General features: G+C 51.8%; 20 protein-coding genes. 6 read left to right on the forward strand and 14 right to left on the reverse strand.

From position 1 onward, the window contains the following. The first annotated feature begins 132 nt into the window (after nucleotides 1–132). Nucleotides 133–411, forward strand: coding sequence for a hypothetical protein (locus tag EPA93_RS07900; protein WP_129886531.1), 279 nt, complete (start codon nucleotides 133–135; stop codon nucleotides 409–411). Between the two features lie 324 nt (nucleotides 412–735). Continuing rightward, nucleotides 736–1,119, forward strand: coding sequence for a hypothetical protein (locus EPA93_RS07905; protein ID WP_129886532.1), 384 nt, complete (start codon nucleotides 736–738; stop codon nucleotides 1,117–1,119). Nucleotides 1,120–1,485: 366 nt separating this feature from the next. Here EPA93_RS07905 and EPA93_RS07910 read toward each other — a convergent pair whose 3' ends face one another. Then, nucleotides 1,486–2,145, reverse strand: a complete 660-nt coding sequence (locus tag EPA93_RS07910; protein WP_129886533.1) for an acetate uptake transporter — start codon at nucleotides 2,143–2,145, stop codon at nucleotides 1,486–1,488. Nucleotides 2,146–2,980: 835 nt separating this feature from the next. Further along, nucleotides 2,981–4,081, reverse strand: a complete 1,101-nt coding sequence (locus EPA93_RS07915; protein ID WP_129886534.1) for an aldo/keto reductase — start codon at nucleotides 4,079–4,081, stop codon at nucleotides 2,981–2,983. 458 nt (nucleotides 4,082–4,539) lie between these two features. Between EPA93_RS07915 and EPA93_RS07920 the strand changes: the two genes are divergently transcribed. After that, complete coding sequence (locus tag EPA93_RS07920) at nucleotides 4,540–5,967, forward strand: MFS transporter (protein ID WP_165422951.1); 1,428 nt, start codon at nucleotides 4,540–4,542, stop codon at nucleotides 5,965–5,967. 357 nt (nucleotides 5,968–6,324) lie between these two features. Here the strand turns inward: EPA93_RS07920 and EPA93_RS07925 are convergent, their stop codons facing one another. The 3 genes from EPA93_RS07925 to EPA93_RS07935 form a co-directional block, all read right to left on the reverse strand. Continuing rightward, nucleotides 6,325–7,077, reverse strand: coding sequence for a carbon-nitrogen hydrolase family protein (locus EPA93_RS07925; RefSeq protein WP_129886536.1), 753 nt, complete (start codon nucleotides 7,075–7,077; stop codon nucleotides 6,325–6,327). Nucleotides 7,078–7,212: 135 nt separating this feature from the next. Continuing rightward, nucleotides 7,213–8,598 (reverse strand): serine hydrolase, encoded by a 1,386-nt coding sequence (locus EPA93_RS07930; RefSeq protein ID WP_129886537.1) that lies wholly within the window; start codon nucleotides 8,596–8,598, stop codon nucleotides 7,213–7,215. 182 nt (nucleotides 8,599–8,780) lie between these two features. Continuing rightward, on the reverse strand, nucleotides 8,781–9,041 hold the full coding sequence (locus EPA93_RS07935) for a hypothetical protein (RefSeq protein ID WP_129886538.1): 261 nt from the start codon (nucleotides 9,039–9,041) through the stop codon (nucleotides 8,781–8,783). A gap of 237 nt (nucleotides 9,042–9,278) precedes the next feature. On the opposite strand from EPA93_RS07935, the gene EPA93_RS07940 reads away from it, so the two are divergent. Next, nucleotides 9,279–10,379, forward strand: a complete 1,101-nt coding sequence (locus EPA93_RS07940; protein ID WP_129886539.1) for a MarR family winged helix-turn-helix transcriptional regulator — start codon at nucleotides 9,279–9,281, stop codon at nucleotides 10,377–10,379. Nucleotides 10,380–10,570: 191 nt separating this feature from the next. Here the strand turns inward: EPA93_RS07940 and EPA93_RS07945 are convergent, their stop codons facing one another. Beyond that, a complete protein-coding gene (locus EPA93_RS07945) occupies nucleotides 10,571–11,437 on the reverse strand; it encodes a TIGR03560 family F420-dependent LLM class oxidoreductase (RefSeq protein ID WP_129886540.1) in 867 nt (288 codons plus the stop codon). A 136-nt stretch (nucleotides 11,438–11,573) separates the two neighbouring features. On the opposite strand from EPA93_RS07945, the gene EPA93_RS07950 reads away from it, so the two are divergent. Further along, nucleotides 11,574–12,071 carry an Lrp/AsnC family transcriptional regulator gene (locus tag EPA93_RS07950; protein ID WP_129886541.1) on the forward strand — a complete coding sequence of 166 codons (498 nt, stop codon included), beginning with the start codon at nucleotides 11,574–11,576 and terminating at the stop codon, nucleotides 12,069–12,071. Between the two features lie 76 nt (nucleotides 12,072–12,147). Here the strand turns inward: EPA93_RS07950 and EPA93_RS07955 are convergent, their stop codons facing one another. The 6 genes from EPA93_RS07955 to EPA93_RS07985 form a co-directional block, all read right to left on the reverse strand. Beyond that, complete coding sequence (locus EPA93_RS07955; protein ID WP_129886542.1) at nucleotides 12,148–12,693, reverse strand: WD40 repeat domain-containing protein; 546 nt, start codon at nucleotides 12,691–12,693, stop codon at nucleotides 12,148–12,150. Between the two features lie 133 nt (nucleotides 12,694–12,826). After that, nucleotides 12,827–13,633: a hypothetical protein gene (locus EPA93_RS49585; protein WP_242527347.1), complete on the reverse strand. Its 807-nt coding sequence runs from the start codon at nucleotides 13,631–13,633 to the stop codon at nucleotides 12,827–12,829. After that, the gene (locus EPA93_RS07970) at nucleotides 13,630–14,523 is read right to left on the reverse strand and encodes an RNA polymerase sigma factor (protein WP_242527490.1); all 894 of its coding nucleotides are present in this window, start codon (nucleotides 14,521–14,523) and stop codon (nucleotides 13,630–13,632) included. Before EPA93_RS07970 ends, EPA93_RS49585 begins: the two co-directional genes overlap by 4 nt. Before the next feature lie 40 nt (nucleotides 14,524–14,563). Then, the gene (locus EPA93_RS07975) at nucleotides 14,564–15,781 is read right to left on the reverse strand and encodes an MFS transporter (RefSeq protein WP_129886544.1); all 1,218 of its coding nucleotides are present in this window, start codon (nucleotides 15,779–15,781) and stop codon (nucleotides 14,564–14,566) included. A 207-nt stretch (nucleotides 15,782–15,988) separates the two neighbouring features. Then, the gene (locus EPA93_RS07980; protein ID WP_129886545.1) at nucleotides 15,989–17,446 is read right to left on the reverse strand and encodes an NAD-dependent succinate-semialdehyde dehydrogenase; all 1,458 of its coding nucleotides are present in this window, start codon (nucleotides 17,444–17,446) and stop codon (nucleotides 15,989–15,991) included. Nucleotides 17,447–17,588: 142 nt separating this feature from the next. After that, nucleotides 17,589–18,011, reverse strand: a complete 423-nt coding sequence (locus tag EPA93_RS07985; protein WP_242527348.1) for a helix-turn-helix domain-containing protein — start codon at nucleotides 18,009–18,011, stop codon at nucleotides 17,589–17,591. Between the two features lie 1,104 nt (nucleotides 18,012–19,115). Between EPA93_RS07985 and EPA93_RS07990 the strand changes: the two genes are divergently transcribed. Next, nucleotides 19,116–20,087, forward strand: a complete 972-nt coding sequence (locus EPA93_RS07990) for a GNAT family N-acetyltransferase (RefSeq protein WP_129886546.1) — start codon at nucleotides 19,116–19,118, stop codon at nucleotides 20,085–20,087. A gap of 248 nt (nucleotides 20,088–20,335) precedes the next feature. Here the strand turns inward: EPA93_RS07990 and EPA93_RS07995 are convergent, their stop codons facing one another. Continuing rightward, the gene (locus EPA93_RS07995; protein ID WP_129886547.1) at nucleotides 20,336–20,890 is read right to left on the reverse strand and encodes a hypothetical protein; all 555 of its coding nucleotides are present in this window, start codon (nucleotides 20,888–20,890) and stop codon (nucleotides 20,336–20,338) included. Nucleotides 20,891–20,893: 3 nt separating this feature from the next. After that, complete coding sequence (locus tag EPA93_RS08000; RefSeq protein WP_129886548.1) at nucleotides 20,894–21,181, reverse strand: hypothetical protein; 288 nt, start codon at nucleotides 21,179–21,181, stop codon at nucleotides 20,894–20,896. Nucleotides 21,182–21,336 lie beyond the last annotated feature (155 nt).

The raw sequence follows: 21,336 nt of genomic DNA on the forward strand, positions 1-21,336 counted from the left end.
GCAACTGTTCATGTGTTGTTCATCTTTCCTCACCGCTATCTGTAATGTTCCTCCTGTAAACTGGCAACTATTGTTCTCCCAAAGAAGAATGGGCGATAGAACGCAATTGTGTCTGAATCTGGAGGTACTGTTATGAATTTGTTACTTCATCTCATCCTTGATTTTGTGCCCATGGTCATCTTGTTTGCTGTGGCTGCGTCTATCTATCATCGGAAGGGAATGAGGGGGAAAAAGTGGTATAGACTGATGGGAGTTTCTATTGCAGTGCTGCTCCTCGTCGCCCTCTGCAGCTTTTCCGTCGGTGGGACCCTTTTCAGTGTATTGCTGCCCGTTGTCTTTGGACTCCTTGCTGTCGGTTCCGCCATTTGGTGGCGTCCTCCAACTGTCAAAGGAGAGGTTACTGATCGCTAATACCTTCTGACTTCAGAGTCATATTCCTGGTAATATGGGCTGAGCATCTCCAACCATGTCGTTTAGAAGCACTTCTATGTGCTTGCTGGAGGGTATATGATCTCGTTTATGAAAGCTTGGCAAAAGGCCTTATCTAGGAAGCGCATACTACTGAGTGGGGCCGCCATCTTAGCACTTTTCAGTATTTTGCTCGGTTACTTCGTCGTGCAACCAGTACTTGCCCATTTCGGTAGCGTTCAAGTTCCCTCTTACTGCACTACTTCTGTATCCCATTTGCCCAGGTCGCGCGATTATATCATACCTGGTGAGGGCAGGGGTACGTTGTTGGATGAGAATACGAGTACGGCAGTGGTCGTGGCGGCCGATTATGGGAAAGCTCCGTTCCTAGCTCATGCCTATATCATTGATAAAGCCAGCGAACGAATTATTCAAACATTCGACTTTCATAATGATATTGTGGATGCCGGTTTTGACGGCGACACTTTATATCTCTTCAATGACAAGTTAGGTTACTTTGTCGATACCAAAAGCGGTGCACAGCTTCACAATATTCTCGAAACTGATAACTACCGTGGGCTCTTTGAGTCCAACGGCAACCGATTTGTGCAATCTGATATCACCGTATCAGCCATCACATCTACTTGGCACTTGATTGTACGCCATCACTTTCACATGAGCAGTGTCGCTTATGGGTGCTACTTGCCGTGAGGATCAAGCTGTGGCTTGGACTACTTTTCAAGTTTGTGGAAAGCCCTTCCCTGGCTGATATGGACAAGTTATCTGGGAGAAATGCACCATGAATCAGGTTCTTACACAGCTCGTTAAGCCTGCAGCATAGGTATAGTAGGTATCCGGTACCGAATGTGAGTATTGATGGAAAATAGCAGATGCAGCAAAGCATCTACCCGATACCTGGACGTGAACCCTCTTTCCACGAGGGGTAGCATTCCAGAGCTTCAGGGAGATGCTTCGTTGGATAACATCTTAGCCTGTTCGGCGGCAATAAATGTTATCCGCTAGCAGGAAAGCGAACCGGCTTTCCAATCGACTGTTCGTTTGTAATAACGATAACTATTATTCAACTGCCGCTATTTTCTGTCCAAGCGGTAGCCTGAAGCCACCATGAACGCCAGTTGTGCTCAGGATGCTGGCAGCCGCCGCCAACCAGGTGAACAAGGCACAGACAATAGCAATCCATCCGCCAATTGCCAGCAGAACCCTGTTATCAAATGCCAGCTGCCCGATGGTTAAGAGCAGAAAGGCAACCGTTAAGAGCAGCATTGAAACCATTAATGAAACGTTGGTTCTCAATGTGCCAAGAAACAGGATTGCATTGACAATGGTCCAACAAAGGAAGATCAGGCCTAGCGTGAGGCTGAGCAACCTTACTCCTCCCAATGCACTTATAATGCCAAGGGTCGGCATGAAGACCAGGCCAACGGCGGCCAGAAAGCCTCCATAAGTGGTGAAAATGGTTGCAGAGATCGTGTAATTTTTACGAAACTCCCACATACCAGCCAGTATCAGTACTATTCCTGATATGAGAAGCACCGGTCCTAACGCTACCCTGATGGCAGGCACTGCATACGGGATGATGAAACCTGCGTAGAAGCAGCCAATAAGGGCTGTAGCGAAGGCGAGAATGCTTAGACCTAACGGGGCGGGACTTGCTACGTCTTCTCGTATTACATCTACATGCTCTTGATCACGTGGTGTTGTTCCATACTGTGCCATAACTATCAACCTTTCTGTAAGAAGATCCTCATCGATCTCTTGTCAGACACCATTCCTACATCTGTAGAAAAGCCGGTTCGCCTTTCTCTACAGTGACCGCTTTAACGCATAAGACACGTCTTTGTAGAGACTGGAGCTGTCTTGTGGTGGAAGTGGCACCGGGAAACTTAATAAATCCTGCTTATAAGTACCAATACTATTTATCACCGCCTCAGTAATTACACGCTTTTGCACGCATAATAATTCTATAGAAATGTTAAATAATCCCTGAAAATATGTTAAGAAAATGCTTAGAAAGCCGTACTATTTATGTGGGTTAATATGATGGGATTTCTTAGTGGAGAGTCGATTTATGCGAGTTTTCCGTGATGATAATATTGCAGAAATGCAAGAAAAAGCCTCCAGGCAGCAGCTCCTGGAGGCTTTCCCAAGCGGGTTGTAGTAGAGCAGTGGGGTGCGAGCATTGATTCTATAAAATTTAGCTTTTGAAAAAGTCCCTCTTCCCGAAATTATTTGATTTGAATCAAGTATTATATATGTATTTCAGGGCATTCGTTTTTTCAACTGACTGAGAAATCATGCGCTGGGGGGAATGCCCTGACACTCATAAGATTACCATAAATAATCAGGAAAACAATATCTCTTTTTCTATCACCTTTCATATCTTTTCCAGTGATATGTATTTGCCCTGGTTTCGTATCTATCCTTTCTCCGCCAGGTCTTCCAGGGCTTTGTTTAGAGCCAGGTTGTGAAGGTGCCCTGAAGTGGGCACCCTCAACTTAGGGAACTGACTATGACAGGCTGACTAGCAGGTTGTCAGACCAGCTCTGAAGCTTTATTGGTCGCCGAGATTCAGCCGGGCAGCCTTGAGCAAGGGAGCGTGTCGATCTGAATCGATAACCTGTAGCATTCCTCCATATACTTGATAAATACCACTGCCGCTGGCCAGGAAGTCCAGAGGAAAGCCCAGCGGTGTCCGGCTGGCCTCATCTAAGCGGCGTAGGTGCTCAACTGATAGCTCCAGATCCAGGCAGCCGAGGTTATCCTTGATCTGGGAAGCTGTGCGGCCGGAAATGATAGGAATAAGGGTTTTCGATTGCGCACGCAACCAGGCTAATGCTACCTGAGGTGTACTGCATCCAATCTCGTCGGCTATCTGCTGTGCCGCGCGAGCGATGCTAAGGTTCCGCTCGGAGCGCTCAATGAAGCCAAGCGAGTTAAAGCCTTCATCGTCAAGACGCCCTTTTTCCGCTTCCTCCAATGAGTTGCGCGTATATTTGCCACTGAGGAGCCCAAAGGCCAGCGGCGACCAGGCCGTAACTGCGACGTCGAGGGTTTCGGCCATCGGTAGAAGCTCTCGTTCGGCCGTTCGTTCGATTAAATTATATTGCGCGGATAGCGCAACGAAAGGACTCCAGCCGTAACGTTCTGCTAGCGTGTTGGCTTGCGCTACTACCCAGGCGGGAGCATTCGAGACGCCGACGTAGAGGACTTTGCCAGATCTAACCAGATCGTCGAGGCCGCGCATGACTTCTTCGACCGGGGTTAGAAAATCCCAGGCATGAACATAATAGAGATCGATGTACTCGGTTCCCAGGCGTTTGAGGCTAGCTTCCAACGACTGAATCATATTCTTGCGCTGGCTACCAGCTCGGTTTGGGTCGCCTCCTGATTGGAAACTGAGTGCGTACTTGCTGGCGACCACGAAGCGTTCACGATCGGCAGCGATAAACTCGCCGACCAGCTTTTCGCTCTCACCGTTGGTATAGACATTGGCCGTATCAATAAAATTACCGCCTGCCTCAGCGAATGTCTCGAAGATCTTGCGGCTCTCCTGGCGATTTGCTCCCCATCCCCAGATATCGCTGAAGGTCATCGTTCCCAGGCTGAGCTCGGAAACGCGCAGACCACTTTTTCCCAGTAATTTATAACGCATATTTGCTAATCCTTCTTTCTGTGTTGTGGGCATTACACTAGCGGGAGTATACCCGCTGGGAAGGTATGGCACTATCAGGTTCTTGCTTTGCAAACTATGGTGGGCGATGGCAATTATGGCGTTGAAAGGATAAGTTGAGACCGAGGTAAGGCTATTAAGCTTCCTCTTGACTTTGAGCGCGCTCGAATTTGTATACTTGCTCGTGGGCGAAAGAAGCTGGCTTCTAGCCAACTATCTGGCTGATCTCTTCGCAAGAGGAGAGCTTCTATTTGCTAGCCAGCGAATCAGCCTTTGGCTATCTCCAGGATGGCAACAGGTCAACATGAAGACAGGAATAGAGTATAAGATTCTCAGCAAAATTTCTGCTTCGAAGCAAGGCTTTGTGGAAATGCACTTTTTGTCGCCCGGGGATAGTGTGTAGCAACTTCGGTCTATAGCCAGGGAGAATGAGAGCACAAATGTATACAACGCAAGCTGGGCAACGCAACCAGCTGAATATGAAAACCAGCGGAATGCAGTGGTGGACTTTAGTAGCTTGCGCCTGTGGTTACTTTATGGTGATTCTGGATACCACTGTCGTCAATGTCGCATTGCCGGCGATTCAAAGAGCTTTAGGCACGAATATCTCTGATCTGCAATGGGTAACCGCCAGCTATACGCTTGCCTTTGCCAGTCTGTTGCTTATGACAGGTACCCTGAGCGATCGCTATGGAAGCAAGCGCATTTTCCTGGCGGGTCTTCTGGTCTTTACACTTTCTTCCGCGCTTTGCGGAACCGCCCCAATGCTTAGTGTGTTCCTGATTGCGCGCGTGTTTCAGGGGATAGGGGCAGCGCTGCTGGTTCCTGCTTCATTGGCAATTATTAGCAACGCTTATCCCGATGGGCGTAAACGCGCGTCTGCGATAGGGGTCTGGGCTATGATTGCGGCCATAGCGGCTTCAGCTGGCCCGGTTATTGGAGGCTTATTGGTAGAGGATGCAGGATGGCGAACCATATTTTTTATCAATCTTCCTGTGGGTGTAATAGGTATGGTGATTACCTGGCGTTTTGTGACAGAGGCGGGAAGATCTGCTCATGGATCGCTTGATATCTGGGGACAGATGAGTGCTATTCTTGCCCTTGCCGCCTTGACGTTTGCCTTGATCGAAGGGGAGCCAATGGGTTGGAATGCGTCTCCCGTGTTGCTGGCGTTCCTGCTTTGCGTGGCATCAGGCATTGCGTTTGTGCTGATTGAGCTGCGTAGCGCGAGCCCTATGTTACCGCTCACCTTGTTCCGTTCGGCGACCTTTTCCGCCACGACGAGCGTAGGCCTGTTGCTCAACTTCAGCTTTTATGGCCTGCTCTTCTTACTCAGCATATTCTATCAGCAGGCGAAGGGCTATTCGGCCTGGGAGACCGGATTGCATTTATTGCCTCTGACGCTCATCAATGTCGCGGCTATGCCGCTGGCCGGCCAGCTTACAGCCCGCTTTGGTCCGCGCGTGCCGGTGCTGGGAGGCCTGGCTCTGTGTGCGGCTGGCATCTTTGCCTACTTGAGTATTGGCGAAAGCCTCGGCTACTGGTTGGTAGTTGTCTTTTTTCTGGCGATTGGCTTTGGTGGCTCTTCCGCTGTTCCTGCTCTGACCGCAGCTCTTCTAGGCGCGGTAGCTCGCCGATACTCAGGTATAGCTTCGGGTGTGCTCAATGCCAGTCGGCAAGCTGGCGGAACTTTTGGTGTGGCTATTCTGGGCTCGATCTTTAGCAGTATGAGCGGGAGTGCTGCCTTGACGGGCATGCATATAGCTCTGGGTGTGGCTGGAGTTGTGTTGTTGCTTAGCTGCGCAATTACTCTGCTCTGGATACCTTCCCGTTTTGGAAAGGCGAAAGAGGAGGGAGAAGCTGTCTGATGGAGAGACTTACTTGCAAGAGAAGCGCGATCTGATAAGGTGAAACCATGCGTCGTAGGTTGGCCGCATGCCCCCTTTGGACAATATAGTATTGCACCATTTGACTGGCCGGATATCTATATCTCGACCGATACACCGTGCGCCAATAGCAGCTTTTACCCGTAGCTTTCGTGGCTTCTTAAAGGCAGGCCGCGGGATCGCCCTACGCACGCAGGGCGATCCATTTTTATCTATTATCTAGGCAAAGGTTGATTTTATCAGCTTCTTGTAGTCTGCTAGCTGAACGTTAAGTGGGGCAAACGCCCAGAGTAAGCTATACGTTGCCGGGCAAGAAGGATAAATACTGAGCGCGGGGCGCTACTCTGGTACGTCGCGTGGATAACTGCGTTTAGCTCTGGCGCTTTCCTCTAGATCAATATCGACGGTAGCAAAAGGCTCCTGACGAGAAGTATCGGCCAGGATATCTCCATCGGGACCGATGATCAGCCCTCGTCCGGCAAAGGTGCGCTCGTCAACGCGATTAGACGAAATGACAAAGGCGCCTGAGGCAATGGCAGCCATGCGGGGGGCAACTATCCAGCGATCATGGCGCGTCGCAGCGCGCGGGACCGCAATGATATTTGCGCCCTGCTTGCCGTAATGCCTGGCCCACTCCGTGAACATCACCTCGGTACAGATCAGGAAACTAATGCTCAGTTCGTCCAGCTGAACAGGCGTAAAATCGCGGCGATTGCGGTCGAACCAGCAGCGCTCATAGAAGCCCGCCTCATCGGGAAGGTAGTATTTGTCGTGTACGCCGGTGTAGCCCTGGGCCTGCGTCCAGGCAAACCCACGATTCAGGTGTCGTCCACCCTCAGTGATTAGTCGCGTACCCAGAACGATGGCCGGGGCAAGTTCGGATAACTGATCCATCATCGTATCGTGTTCCGCCTGAGCCTGTTGCCAGATCTGCTCCTCGAAGCGGGGCGTTGTGCCGAACCAGGTTGAGAAGGGTAATTCTGGTAAAAGAACGAGCTCGCTCTGCTGCTTTCTAACGTAGGCAATCAAGGCTTCCCAGGCCGCGACAAATGCTGTTCGGTCATCAGGAAGCTCACAAACGGTTACCTTCATTTTTTCTCCTTGCTGCGCGAAAATGTAGCCTGATCCATCTGCCCTCTATCATACAGTATTAGAGCAAGCATGAGGAGTTTGCTACAAGCTGGTGAGCAGAGCGAGCCTTATGAGTATGAAAGGACTGCCCAGGCCTTAGTTATTGGCCCTTGGATTGACGCGGCTATTGGTGTGAAGGTACTGCGCGACCCCATTCTTGAAGTCGTAGAGCGCAACGGTCTGCGTGTCTTCGAGCGGATCGTCCGAAGGCATCAAGAAATGCGTCTCGCTTATTGGCAGCAGCTCGTATTTGAGACGGTCGGGTTTCCCGAGAAATTGTGCCTGCATAGGGTTGAGGTCGTATGTCAGGAAGAGCTTCCCGCCTTCGGCTTCTACTTCGTAGCGGGAACCTGGCCGCGCATATATACCCTCATACCTTGAGAAGTCGAGCGAGAGCGTTGGATCGGGACTGGGCAAGTCAGGGATCGTAACTGCTCCAAGACTGGCCAGGATTTCATTGAACACCTGCTTGTAGAAGCTCTCGCGCGGTCCGCCGTTCGTCAGCATCGCAATAGCGAGGTTCGAATCTGGCAGGATACGTAGGCGCACGTTCTGACCAATAGTGCTGCCATCGCTTGCATAGACCGTCTTGCCATGCCAATCGCACACGATGAGGCCCAGAGCCCATGCCGGCCCAAACATGTATGGATCAGGGATGGGAACGCGCGACTCCATCATCTCGCGAATGCTTCTGGCCGAAACAATTTGTCTTCCACTCGGGGCTTTACCTCCGTTGAGGAGGACGTGCGCCATCGCTAGCACTTCCCGAACTGTCGAGGTGACGTTGCCGCCGGGGCCAAAGGCGCGCGGCAAGTACTCCACTGGGGTAACAATGGGTCCTTCTTCCAGGGAGCGGAGTATATGGCCCGTCGCGGCCCTATCCTGCTCCACTTGTTCGCGCCAACTGCTTGTGCTGCTCAAGCCAAGAGGGTCGAAAAGACGATCCTTCATAATATCGTCCCAGCGCTTGCCGTCTATGACTTCCATGATGCGGGCGAGGATTGCGTAGCCAAGGGCTGCGCTGTATCCATGAGTGTAGCCCAGAGGAAAAACTTGCGGTGCATCTGCAATATTGTCGATCATACGCTCGTAAACGTCGTCGTCTTCGCCGGGATTGCCGTAATCCTCCTCAATACCGTTCGTGTGGTACAGAAGATGACGGGGTGTAACTTTGGCGCTGGCTTCGGGATCGGCAACTGTGAAGGTAGGGAGGTAGGTCCGCACCGGCTTGTCAAGATCGATTTTTCCTTCATCGACAAGCTGCATGAATGCGAGGGCCGTCCATGTCTTGGTCATAGAGCCACACTGGTAGATGGTCTCGGTCGTCGCGGGTTCCTGCGTTAACACGTTTTTGCTACCAACAGCTAGTTCGGTAATCTCTCCATTGTGAAGAACGCCGATCACAGCACTCGGGATCTTGTATTCCGCGAGGAGTGCGGAAACCCGAGTTTGAAGCTGTGCTACATCTCTCCCTTTTGCCATTGAGGACTCCTTCCTTCTCTCTGCGTTGATTTCTCCGCAGCACCGCGAGCTTTCCACCGGCCAGGGCATGCTTAGCGCTAGTTGATTGCTCTAGACAGCCTTCGCGGCTACGTTCACGGGCTGCGGGCTTATTTACTCATCCTAAGAGATCGGCCGGGTTTTGCTCGGCCCTCTCGCGGAAGTTATTTTTTCGGCAGACCTACCGCATTAGCGGCATCAGCCTCGAAGTATTCAGTGGTGCCATAGGAGCTGGCGTGCTTCTCAAAGAAGCTCTTTACGTTGTCGAGCGAGTCGTGAACGATGACGTTCACAGCTTTGGTTCCGTCCTTACTCCCCACGGCCAGGGTCCACCTGGCTCCTTTGGGTAACTGGCTGTACGCCTTTTTCAAAGAGCCCCAGAACTTCTCGTTGTCAGTGATCGTGGAAACAGCCATAACGTGCATTATTTGTCCTCCTTGATAAAATGCTGAATCGTTTGGTGTTGTCAGGCAGAGTGAATGAGCGCAGGAACGGGCACGTTTGTCCTGCGTTACCTCATCGTGACACCTGGCCTGGCCTATGCTATACTACAATTCACTTCTACTATCAATCAATACAACGAAATTATTTTGCTTAGAAAGCAAAAGAAAAAATTTAATTGACGTTGTAAGATAATATTATTATAGAAGGAGGAATCTTCCTTGTCAAGTGGTTCTCAAGACAAAAACGCGAAGGTACTTGAGGAGTTGATGCGAGAGCTTCGGCAATCGATCTCTCTATCTTCCTCTCTCTTACGAGCTGCGACGACGCGCACGGGGATGGCTGTCACCGACATCCAGGTTCTAGATCTGCTAGAGCTCATGGGTCCCCTGACAGCTGGTCAGCTTGCCGAGCTTACAGGGCTGACGACCGGAGCGATTACCAGGATACTTGTCCGCCTGGAGAAGGTTGGGCTACTCCGTAGGGAGCGTGACAAGATTGACGGGCGCAAGATTATCGTCAGGCTTGCGGCAGGCAAGGACGACGAGCAGCAAGTTCGCTCAATTCTCCCTTCAGTTGGAAAGATATGGGGCGAGGCGGCGTCGCGCTATAATGAGGAACAGATTGCCTTCCTGCTGGAGTTTCTCCAACACAGCAACCGCCAGGCCAGACAGGAATTGCTCTTCTTGCAACAGGAGGCTCCTGCGGAGGAAGAAGGGAACTTCTCAGCTCCACTTGAAGAGCAGGTAAGGGGGCGGCTGGCTGTCTCCGCTGGAAACTACAGACTGAGCTTACGCGCGGACACGCTCTTAGAGAGGTTGTACCAGGCTCGCTTCGAGGGGCCGCTACCCAGGGTCTCGACCAAAGATGGAGCTGTGATCATGCGCTATCCACGGAATCTGCTAAGGCTGGGCGAGAAGCAGGGGATTGCTGAGATTGCGTTAAGCGCCGCCATTCCCTGGCGCATCGCGCTGCAGGATGGGACAGGAGAGATTAGCGCGCACCTGCGTGAGCTTGATCTCGCCAAACTGGAAGTCATGGGAGGATATAGCTTGCTACATCTGGAACTGGGGACACCTTCTGGTGTAGTTCCTATTTTCCTTGGCGCGAGCATATCACGGGTAGAAGTTCAGCGTCCCGCAGGTGTTGCCGTGCGCATTCACATCACTGGTTGGGTCTCAGAATTGGTCTTCGACGGTCAAAGATGGAGTGGCAGTGGTCCCGATGCGCGGCTACAAAGTCCTGGTTTTGATCCAAGCGCCCCATGCTACGCTATTGAAGTCACAGGCTACGCCGAAAAAATTACTATCTTCTCGCGTTGAGGGCTCCTGCATGCTGATCTTCCTTAGGCGGCGCGGAGCTACCTGCCTGAACGAAACTATGAAGGAAAGCTCTGCTTCAAGCGCTTGATCAGATCAGATGAAGATGGATATCCCATCCATCCAGCTCCGAGTCGCCTCGGATTAGCATCAATGTGCGCGGGCTGAGTATAAGGATGATCAGCCAACTGTTTCTATGATTGCGCGTATGCAGCCCGAATAGGCTCAGCTACTTCCTCGGCCAGACGACGTACACTATCTGGCGAAGAGGATAGCTGCAAGCTATAAATGATGTAATTGGCTCCGGCCTCGATAAACGAACGCGTCTGCCGATCGGTTGCCGCCAGATCAGTAAAATCGACGCCAATATGTCTTGAGTGTGCGATACTTGCCGGGTCGCGGCCAATGGCGGCACAATGGCGCTCTAATATCGCACACTTCTGGCGATATTCTTCGGGCGTTGACACGCTGCAATCCCAGATATCTGCATAACGGGCAATGACGCGCAGGGTATGTTCGCCTTCACCGCCGATGGCAAAGGGTGGGAATGGTTTTTGTACGGGTTTGGGCTCGCAGATAGCTTTGTTCAGTTGATAATAGCTACCTGCAAAGGTTACGCTGGGCTCTGTCCACAGGCGGCGGATCAGCTCACAGGCCTCGGCTAAGCGGCGCACGCGTTCGCCGGCAGAGGGCAAGGGAATGCCATAGGCAACGTGCTCTGTTTCGGACCAGCCGGTTCCGAGGCCAAAGTTGAGCCTGCCCAGGGCCATGATATCCACGGTGGCGGCCACTTTTGCTAAGATGCCTGGATGACGATATGTATTGTCAGAAACCATAACGCCGATCCGTAAGCGCCGGGTCTGAACGGCTAGGGCGGCTAGCAAGGTCCAGCTCTCCAGGCAAGGAACGCCGGGATCATCACCCAGGGACATGATATGATCAAAGATCCAGGCATGCTCGAAAATAGGCAAGGCATCGGCTGCGCGCCAGATGGTGAGTAAGGCTTCAGGATTTGCGGTTAGCTGTGAAGTTTTGATGCCGAAATGAAGTGCTCTTTGCATAAAGCTGCTTATGGCTCCTTCTTGTGCTGTTTAGTGATTACTTTTCTTAAAGTATATGCTGAGGATGTGCTAGAATACAGATAAAAATAGAGCTATGTGTGAGCTCTATACTTAGTTTTTGCGGAAAGAAGGCGCTATGACCTTAGAAATTGAGAAGCTGCTCGATGAAACCGGCTGGCGCTTACTGCAGGAGTTACAAGAAAGTGCTCGCCTTTCCTATACGGAGCTGGGACAGCGCGTTGGGCTCTCTATACCCTCAGTTACCGAACGCATACGTAAGATGGAAGAGGCTGGTATTATAACGGGCTATCATGCCGAAGTGAACCTGAGCAAACTTGGCATCCCAATTCAGACCATTATTCATTTGCAGGGCATTGGAGGGCATAGTTGTAGCCATGCTGTTGCAAAAGTGAGCGAAATTCCTGAAGTGCTTGAGTGCTATCGTGAGACGGGCGGAGATGGGATTATGGTCAAGGTGGTAGCTACCTCGCTTGATCACCTGGCTCGCGTTGTTGATCAGCTTTCTCTCTATGGTATTCCTACAACTACTGTCCTGCGTTCGAGACCAATGAAGCGCCATGTGGTCCCGCACGAGATTCTGGAACGCGCAAAAGATGAGGAGGAAGCGCACTAGAGCGCTTTCCTCCTGGTGATTTCAATAGGCTTAAGCTAAGGTTTTCCGGGCTTTCCTTGTCAGAGGCCGAGGCAGCTTAGCGTGCGGCCCAGACGATAATCTCTACCTTTCCAATTGGGAATTGAGGATTGGGAGCGAATGTTCTGAGACTGACGATATAGCGGCTATCTGGCGACCAGGAAGGCTGGTAGGCTGGGGCCTCTGTGAAGGAATAGCGTAATTGGCCATTCGCCACGTTCCAGAGCTGAATATCGCTGTTGACAGCGTTCTCGCTGGCAAGGCACGTGCCGTCAGGCGACCAGGCGATCTTGCCAATGCTGCTTCCTTCAGCAATCAGCTTGAGCGTGCTTCCTGTTGCTGCATCAACAATACGGATATCTCTCTCCTGGCTGTAATCTGTGCTCGCCACTGCTAAGGCAATTTGTTGCCCGTTCGGTGACCAGGCAAAAGCCGTTACATCTGGTCGCTGCTCGATCTCCTTCCACGTCGTGCTATTCCAAATAATGAGCGTCTCTTGAATACGGTTGTTAGATGTATCGTGCGTATAACCCAGCATGCCCAGCCGTTTGCCATCCGGTGACCAGGACACGTCTACAATGTTATCCGAGAAGTCGGAGAGCATTTGTATCAGTGCTCCTTTGTGGACGTCCCAGATATAGACGCTGGTATTTGTGCCATTATTGAAGCCAGCAGCAATAGATGAGCCATTGGGCGACCAGCTTACGTTGCTAAAATTGGCCCCCCTGATAGCGCGCTCATAAAGATCCTGGCTGTGCTCCCCTGGGGGCTGGTAAGTGCTGAGGAGGAAGACGAGATAAAAGTCTGCTGGCCGCTCGGAACAGGCAGAATCTTAAGCTGAGTTGCGCTTTTGGCATCAAACAGATATATGTGCTTACCGCTGCTGGCGACTGCCAGCATTTTGCCATCGGGCGACCAACTTGGGCCGTATATAAATCCCTCTTTCCCCCAGAGGGATAAGTGATAACATTCTTACCACTCATAGCATCCCAGCTTTTGACTACCTGGTTATCAATCGCTGCAGCAATGCGCTTGCCATCGGGTGACCATTGAGGACCGCGAGCCATGTCATAGCCATTTGAGCGATAGACCACCTGTCCCAGATGCTGCGATTGCATCTCTTGTGGTTGTGTGCTTATTTGCGCGTTGTACAAGCTGATAGAGCGAAGCAGGATGAATATGCTGCCGACAAGTGCGGCGACTACCATGACGGCAACCAGGATATTCAGTGCGCGCAACAGGGGACTACGCGGCGTATATTTTGTCAGGTTGAGCATGCCACTGAGAGGCTGCTGCATTCGTTGAGAAGGTATTTTCGGTAGTAGTGTTAACGGCTGATGTTGCTGTTGGACGTTAGATTCTGCTAAACGATTCAAGACGAGTTGGAGCGAGCGCTTATCTTCCTCGTTGCTGGCGAGGATCTGTTGCAAGTCGTGGGCAAAGCGCTGTTCGCTCATAGGTTCGGTAGTTTCCTGCATGGTAAGCAGCTCATCTATTTGTTCGTCAACCGTGCCAGGATCAAAGAAATCTTTGTGAGCCGTCATGCTTCGATATCCTTTCTATAAGCTGTGCGCAGGAGGTTAAGCGTGCGCGAAAGCAATGTGCGCACTGCCCCCTCGCTTTTCCCGATGTGCCTGGCAATCTCCGCACTACGCATATTCTGGACAAAGCGCATTTGTAACACCTGTTGCTGCAAGGGTGAGAGCTCGCTTAGCATGTGTTGAAGCTGACCGTACTCTTCCCAGCGAACGACCTCACTTTCTGGCGTCTGATCCTCGTCGATACATGCATCGGTGCCCATCTCTTCGAGTGAGAATGCTGCGCGTTTCTGGTTGGCACGTCGATAAGCATCGACCATCTTATTGCGCGCTACTCGCCAGAGCCATAAACGCTGCTCCGTGGCAGACATTTGAGAGAGCCGTGGCTGTTGGAGGCCGGCGGTAAACACTTCTAAGAGAATATCTTCGGCATCCTCGCGTGAGGCAGTACGTTGGCAGAGAAATGCAAATATAGAGGCTGCATGACGATGATAGAGCTCAGTCACGGTTTTTTGCCTGTCGCTGCCTGGCTCGGTTTGTTGCTGCATCTCGTATATATTATGCCCCGATGGACCCTTTCTAGTGATGTCACCTTTACTATCGTAGCTTCTGCAGAAATGTGTCAACCTACCTGGAATTTCTGTCCGGGGCTTTGCTTGAGGGGGGAAAGAAAGTCCATTTTGCAGGAAACCGAGCAGGAACAGCGCTTCTTTGTGGGCATTGTTAGCTTTGTAGTTGCTGGCTACAGGCCTGAATAAGGCGGGCCAGGAGGTAAGCGTGCTGAGGGCGAGCCGCTCTATCTCCTCGTGGACGACGATACGCCGACAGAACTTGCTTATTGTGAGCTCTGGTTGGCGTATCGTCTCTGTTGCTCTATTCCTCGACCAGGGGCTCATCGAAATCAATATTTTTATAGATTTCTTCCATCTCTCTCAACTACGAGCGATGAGCGCTTCGACTTGTTAGCAGGAATGCAATGAGAGCACTCAAGAGTAACACCATGCCGATCATGCAGATGCCAGCCCATTTCCCCAGATCCCATCCATAAGAGCCCAAGGTTGAACCTACCGCTCCTCCCAGAAAGTATGTTGTCATAAAGATGGTATTCAAGCGGCTGCGCGCCTCTGAGCGCAAGCCCTGCACAATCGCCTGGCAGGAGGTCAAGGCGCTTTGCGCGCCCAGATCAAGCAGGATGACTCCCACGATCAGCCCCCACAGCGCAGACCCGAAGAGCCAGAACACCCCAAAGGCAAGCAGGACAATCAACAAGCCCAGACCAATTGTGAGACGCGGTTTCCCTGTGCGATCTGCCAGCTTTCCAACCTGGGGAGCAGCAACGGCTCCCACGATTCCCACGATGCCGAACAGACCCACAACAGCGCTCCCAAAGTGGTACGGGGGCGTTTTCAGAAAAAAGGCCAACGTGACCCAGAACATATTAAAGGCAGCGAAGGTCAGCGCCCCGAACAGGCAGATCGGGCGTAATGCTGGTTCAGTGCGTACAATGTTCCAGAGCGAGGCCAGCAACTGGAGGTACGATGCGCTACCATGGACAGGTTGCCTGGGCAAGGTCCGCCAGAGGATGAGCGCGAGCACCAGCATCAATCCCGCCGCAATCCCATACATGGCACGCCAGCCCAGTTCGGCACCCAGGAAACCACTCACGGTTCGTGCGAGGAGAATACCGATGAGGATACCGCTCAGGACTGTTCCCACAATACGTGCGCGCTTTTCGTCAGGTGCCAGGCTGGCGGCAAAAGGAAGAATGAGCTGAGGTACCACTGTGAGAAAACCAACGGCGAAACTGGTGATGCTCATCCAGCCGGTATTGGAAGCGAAGGCTGTCCCAAGCAGCGCTCCTGCTTCCAGCAGCAGAAGGAGAACCATCAGGAAGCGGCGCTCAAGGCTGTCGCCAAGCGGGACAATCAACAGGAGCCCAAGGCCATAGCCCAGTTGCGTCAACGTTCCCCAAAAACCCGCCTCGCTAGCGGAGAGCGCAAAACTGTGCGCAATATCAGCCAGTAACGGCTGGCTATAATATAAATTCGCGACGGTCATGCCCGCAGTAATAGCCAGCAGCCCGATGAGCTTCCTCTCAAGTACTGGTTCGCGTGTCTCTTCAAGACGAGAAGACACGAATGTCGTCGATTTCATCTGGATTTCCTTGCTTTTTAAATCCCTCAGCTGTGCCTGAAAGAACAGGGAACGAGAGCGGGAAGAAATCCACTCTGTTCCGAGCCCTCCATAGCTGAGGGGATGGTGCGTCGAATATACAGTTAAAGTTAACTATAGATTATGAAGAACAAAAAAGGGCCGGATCGTTTGCGAAAGGTTCCTGGGCTGACATCGGCTGGCTCACCTTCATGCGATCTCGCCAAGACAGAGGTACTTGAGGTTAAGAAACTCCTCGATTCCGTGATGCGATCCTTCTCGTCCCAACCCCGATCGCTTCACGCCTCCAAAGGGGGCAATTTCGACGGAGAGAAATCCCGAGTTGATGCCGACCATGCCACACTCCAGGGCCTCTGCAACTCGCCAGGAGCGCGCCAGATCTTTGCTGTAAAAGTATCCAGCTAAACCATACTCCGTGTCATTGGAAAGCGCGATGGCTTCCTCCTCGGTCGTAAAGCGGAACAGGGCTGCCACTGGACCAAACGTTTCCTCGGTTGCAATGCGCATAGATGGGGTAGCGTCCCCCAGGACGGTCGGTTCGAAAAACGTGCCTCTCAGGCGATGAGGATGGCCTCCCAGGAGCAAGGAGGCTCCCTTGCTGATCGCATCCTCCACATGGGTCTGGACTTTGGCGATGGCCTGCTCATCAATCAGGGGCCCGATCTCCACTCCTGCCTCCAATCCATTTCCCACCCTCAGTTTGCCAACTCGCTCGACGAAACGCTCGACAAACGCATCATAGATCGAATCCTGGATGAGAAAGCGGTTGGTGCACACGCAGGTTTGCCCAGAGTGACGGTATTTTGAGAGAATAGCACCGTCAACAGCAGCAGCAAGGTCGGCGTCTTCAAAAACTATGAACGGGGCATTGCCACCCAGTTCCAGCGTCAGTTTTTTGAGGGTATTGGAGCATTGCTGCGTCAGCAATTTCCCGACCTCTGTTGATCCAGTGAAGGAAAGCATTCGGACCAGAGGATTCGAGCAGAGTTCCTGGCCAATCTTAACAGGATCGCCTGTCAAAATGTTGAGCACACCAGCCGGAAGACCGGCCTGTTCGGCGAGTGCGGCAATGGCGAGTGCTGAAAACGGCGTTTGCTCTGCGGGCTTGAGCACCATGGTACAGCCCGCCGCCAAAGCAGGTGCGGCCTTGCGCGTGATCATAGCTGAGGGAAAGTTCCAGGGAGTAATGGCAGCCACAACTCCAATCGGCTGCTTGAGAACCATGATGCGGGTATCTGTGCGATGAGCGGGAATGGTTTCGCCATAGACCCGTCTGGCCTCTTCCGCATAAAAGCGCAGGAAGGAGGCGGCGTAGGCAATCTCAGCTCTGGCTTCGGCGAGCGGCTTGCCATGTTCGCATGTAAGGAAATGGGCAAGTTCTTCACGGCTCTCCATCATGAGGTGGTACCAGCGAAGCAGCACATCGCTGCGCTCCTGGGCAGTCTTCTTGCTCCAGGTGGGAAAGGCAGCAGAAGCTGCCCGGATGGCGGCCTGTGTTTCAGCCGTATCCATGCGTGGGATGCTTCCTATCACCTCTTGGGTGGCAGGGTTCACAACAGGAAAGGTGGCCCCGCTGTCTGCCGGTACCCACTTTCCATCAATGAAGCATCGTTCAGAAAACACGTTGTTTTGAAGGAGTTCTTTCATGTATGGTATCCCTTCTGCGTTAGAGCAAGCTATCTCCTGGTACACCATGCCAATCAGGTGCAGGGTCTCAGACGCTTCTACACCTGATTGGCATGGTGCTTATATAAAGTTAAAGTTAACTGTATATTTCAAAGAAAAAAAACTACTGACTGCTCTCGTCGTCCTCCTGAGCCTCAATTGCACGGATGAGACCTTCAAGGCGTGCAATGTTCTGATCAAGTTCATGCAGGAATTGCTGCAATGATCCGATTTTCTCCTGGGTTTCCCGACGTTGTTTCTTGAGCATCTCGACCACTTTGCGTTTCCCTCTGATGCCAGTCGCGTCTTCAAAGTACAGATCAATGACATCGCGGATCTGTTCCAGAGAAAGACCGAGTTGTTTCAGCATGGCGATTTTTTCCAGACGAGCAACCGCCTCTTCGCTATATTGGCGATATTTGCGACCTTCTCGTTGCACCGGACCCAACAAGCCAAGTTGCTCGTAGTAGCGAATAGTCTGTGGGGTTGTGTTGGTGCGTTCAGCCAGATCGCCAATGTGCATCAAGGGGGAGGGGCATATGTACATCTCCTTATTATCTACAGCTAACTTTAACTGTAGATAATATAGCGCGTCTTGCTCCCATTGTCAAGTTTCCTGAAAAAAGAAAGCAGAACGAGGGGCAGATGCAAGGAACAAGCCCGACTCCTAAAGATCCTGGCCTTGCTCGAAGGAAATTCTTTTCTCTTTCCGGGCGATCTTCTTTCGGTACCCTCGTTGCGCATCCCGTGGGCTGCTCAAGCTCAAAATACTCCTGAAGCGATATCGGCTCACCTGGATTAAGCTTCTCATGTCCTTGATCAATTGCCACCTTTATCTCCTCCTGAATTCCCACATTTCTATCAAGCTTATAATGCTCCCGGCCGGCTCCATGCCAACCTATGGCCGGGAATAGAAAGCCAGAGCCATTTCTTGGTGCTCTCGTTCATTGTACCCTAATAAGAGACAATGAGCCTTGCTTGCCCTGGGTACGGATGTAAGACTGAGTGGGTTTTCTCTTTGCCGGAGCCTCGTAAGCTTTGCCTCTTTTTAGTATCAAGGGCCTGTTATCGCCTACCATCCACTTCCTCCAGATCTGTTCTCTTGTCCCAACGCGTGGAATGGTTGTGTCGGTCAATACGTGTATATCCTATTTGACGTTTTCCCCAACGTATGGTACTGTATTGCCATGAACACAGTCTACTTGAGGGGGGAAATGCCTCCCCCTGGATGGATGATCCATCGGAACTGTAACCGCAAAACAAGCACCTCTGCCGCATAAGCCCCGGCACAAGATTGGCTTATGTGGCGAGATACGGGTGCCATTCTTCCTCATGACCTCAGTTGAGATATCAACTGGGTACGGTTTGTTGGGCACGCTTTTCTCCCTCTCGTTTCTTTCTCTCCTTGTCGCTGGGTAGCATACCATCTCTTTGCTTGCTCACCTGGCTTGATGTAGTTTGCTTCTTCCCTACTTTTGCCGATGTTACCGCAATGAGGTGGTATCTATCTGCGCGCTTGTTATCCCCATGAAAGCAGGTGAAACGATGTATTGATGGCAATAGCGGCAACCCCTGACCGGCAGAAATCCCGCCGAGCAGGTACAGGAAGCATTCAATATCACAGCAATGAGAAAAATAAGGAGACAGACACATGAACACAGCTCCGAAGCTTGCGCGTTCTGGCGGACCAGCGCTTGTAGAAGCCATGAAATTTGTTACTATATGTCGAGCACTGGACCCACAGAACGATTACCCGCACATTGGCGACCTGCAATGGTGGTGCCGAGATGGTTCGCTTGATGATCAGCAGAACTGGCATTTCTGGTATCACGAAAATGGTGAGGCGATTGCTCTGGGGATCGTTGCTGGGGATGAGATCGTCTGCTTGCTTCATCCCAACTTCCGTACGTATGAGCGCTATCGTATGGTCCGCCAGTGGGCAGTGCAGCGCGTAAAAGAGCGCGCTGGAAAGACTGGCGAGAACCAGTATGAGATATGGGAACAAATCTGGGGTTTGGCCACAGGCGACGATCTGGGGATGGTGAGTTTTCTTGAACGTGAAGGCTATGAGCGCCAGGAAATGTACTATCATTGCTATCGCCGACCGCTGATCGAGCCTGTGCCTGCCCCCGTTTTGCCCACAGGATTCACGCTTCGCCCGGTTGCTGGAGAGGCTGAGGCAGAGATGCGAGCAGCGCTTCAACGTGATGCTTTCTCCCCAAGGGGGAGATATACCTATGAGGAAGGAATCTTGCGACAATTGGCAGTGATGCAGATGCCTCAATACGATCCTCAACTCGATCTAATGATCATAGCCCCTGATGGCACGCCAGCAGCGGGCTGCATTTGCTGGATGGACCCTGTGAATCGTGTGGGCTTGTTTGAACCGGTGGGAACGCGCCAACAATTTCGTCGTCGCGGATTGGCAACGGCGCTGATGCTTGGCGGGTTACAGCGCTTACGCGAACGGGGAATGCAGGCGACACAGGTGATAGGAGCTCATCCCGGCGACGAGGAGAAGAGTACGGAGTTTACTTCCTCGCGTTTCGTTTATGAAGCCGTTGGCTTTCAATTGTTGTGTCGGACTTACCTGTATCACAAGGTTTTTGCCACGACCATCTAAACATCTTTCCAACCCTTGTTTTGCAGAAAAAGGAATGGAAGAGAGCAGGCCCTCTCTCTCTTCCATTCCTTTATCAAATCTGAAGATATTCTCATCACAGAGGATTAGCCAACTCTCTTTCTCGATCGAAGCTCTAGCAAGATAGCGCAGAAAAAGAGATTGCATACCCATTTCTTGCTACCATCATTCATTGTACCGTAAACAGAGACAATGGGTCTTGCTTGCTCCGTGTACATCCTGCCAGCTGTTCAGCCTGGCTTGAGCTTTCCATTATTTCCGTGCGGCCTGGATCGTCTCTGCTGGCGTTTCGCGCTCTCTTTAATGCTTGTTAGCTTCTGGCTGGTCGCTCTCCTGTTTCGCTGCTGATTTTTCGGTTGTACGCCGGGTATGCGAGCTTTTTCGACTGCGCGCTGATCGAAGCTGCGCAAGGCGGCAACCACTTCAACAAAGGGCAGGTGATAACGCGTCAGGGGCAGAATTTTGCTGCGACGGATGACGATCTCGTAGGCCTTAAAGGCTGTGTAGAGACAAGGTAGCTCGGCAAAGGAGAGCTCAAACTCTCTCTCCTCGTTTGCTTGAGCGGTAGGCAGTTTGAGCAGCTCTTCGCTGCGCTGGAGAAGTCCGGCAAACTGTACGCGCAGTTCGGCGCATTCCTGCTCTATCTCGGCCTCGTGAATCGCGTCGAGCATCCATTGGCCAACCTCAAGGCAGATTACGAAGGCCTTGAGCTCATGATCTGTAACGTAGGTAAGAATGCGCTCCTCTGGCTCACTTATGTTTGGCTTGTTTTCTTGCCTGCCCATGCCTTACCTACCTTGCTGCATAAGGCAAAATGTAGGAATTGGACCCAGATAGGGCGTGCCCGTGAGCTGTAGGAGGGCTAGCCTCACGCGGGACGCATGCGCATCGCTCACGGCCATCCCATGATCAATGCTCCAGACTGTTATGCAGGGGACATGGGCTGCGCGGGCGACTGCAACGTAGCTAAGGTGGTGGGCAATGAAATAGCTGTGAAAGGAATTTAATTGCGTAGCCGTCTGTCCGCAATTTTTCTGGCTTGCCTGACCGACTAACTGGCTCTGTCTATATTCCATAGGTTACTCTCCCTTGCTCTACGAGTTCTTGCGTTATTATGTAAAGTAATGGCATACTCAGGGTGAGGCCACTCGTCTCTATACATCTTGCGTTCAGTTGAGGGTAACAGACAAAAGAAACCGAAAATGTAGAGGACGTGCAACCTAATTATGAG

The organism is Ktedonosporobacter rubrisoli (assembly GCF_004208415.1).
Taxonomy (GTDB): Bacteria; Chloroflexota; Ktedonobacteria; order Ktedonobacterales; family Ktedonobacteraceae; genus Ktedonosporobacter; species Ktedonosporobacter rubrisoli.

Bases quoted from the DNA above. Each gene is read 5' to 3' on its own strand.
- EPA93_RS07900 (WP_129886531.1), top strand. From the start codon at position 133: ATGAATTTGTTACTTCATCTCATCCTTGATTTTGTGCCCATGGTCATC.
- EPA93_RS07910 (WP_129886533.1), bottom strand. From the start codon at position 2,145: ATGGCACAGTATGGAACAACACCACGTGATCAAGAGCATGTAGATGTA.
- EPA93_RS07915 (WP_129886534.1), bottom strand. From the start codon at position 4,081: ATGCGTTATAAATTACTGGGAAAAAGTGGTCTGCGCGTTTCCGAGCTC.
- EPA93_RS07920 (WP_165422951.1), top strand. From the start codon at position 4,540: ATGTATACAACGCAAGCTGGGCAACGCAACCAGCTGAATATGAAAACC.
- EPA93_RS07925 (WP_129886536.1), bottom strand. From the start codon at position 7,077: ATGAAGGTAACCGTTTGTGAGCTTCCTGATGACCGAACAGCATTTGTC.
- EPA93_RS07930 (WP_129886537.1), bottom strand. From the start codon at position 8,598: ATGGCAAAAGGGAGAGATGTAGCACAGCTTCAAACTCGGGTTTCCGCA.
- EPA93_RS07935 (WP_129886538.1), bottom strand. From the start codon at position 9,041: ATGCACGTTATGGCTGTTTCCACGATCACTGACAACGAGAAGTTCTGG.
- EPA93_RS07945 (WP_129886540.1), bottom strand. From the start codon at position 11,437: ATGCAAAGAGCACTTCATTTCGGCATCAAAACTTCACAGCTAACCGCA.
- EPA93_RS07950 (WP_129886541.1), top strand. From the start codon at position 11,574: ATGACCTTAGAAATTGAGAAGCTGCTCGATGAAACCGGCTGGCGCTTA.
- EPA93_RS07955 (WP_129886542.1), bottom strand. From the start codon at position 12,693: ATGCTCTCCGACTTCTCGGATAACATTGTAGACGTGTCCTGGTCACCG.
- EPA93_RS49585 (WP_242527347.1), bottom strand. From the start codon at position 13,633: ATGACGGCTCACAAAGATTTCTTTGATCCTGGCACGGTTGACGAACAA.
- EPA93_RS07970 (WP_242527490.1), bottom strand. From the start codon at position 14,523: ATGAGCCCCTGGTCGAGGAATAGAGCAACAGAGACGATACGCCAACCA.
- EPA93_RS07975 (WP_129886544.1), bottom strand. From the start codon at position 15,781: ATGAAATCGACGACATTCGTGTCTTCTCGTCTTGAAGAGACACGCGAA.
- EPA93_RS07980 (WP_129886545.1), bottom strand. From the start codon at position 17,446: ATGAAAGAACTCCTTCAAAACAACGTGTTTTCTGAACGATGCTTCATT.
- EPA93_RS07985 (WP_242527348.1), bottom strand. From the start codon at position 18,011: ATGTACATATGCCCCTCCCCCTTGATGCACATTGGCGATCTGGCTGAA.
- EPA93_RS07990 (WP_129886546.1), top strand. From the start codon at position 19,116: ATGAACACAGCTCCGAAGCTTGCGCGTTCTGGCGGACCAGCGCTTGTA.
- EPA93_RS07995 (WP_129886547.1), bottom strand. From the start codon at position 20,890: ATGGGCAGGCAAGAAAACAAGCCAAACATAAGTGAGCCAGAGGAGCGC.
- EPA93_RS08000 (WP_129886548.1), bottom strand. From the start codon at position 21,181: ATGGAATATAGACAGAGCCAGTTAGTCGGTCAGGCAAGCCAGAAAAAT.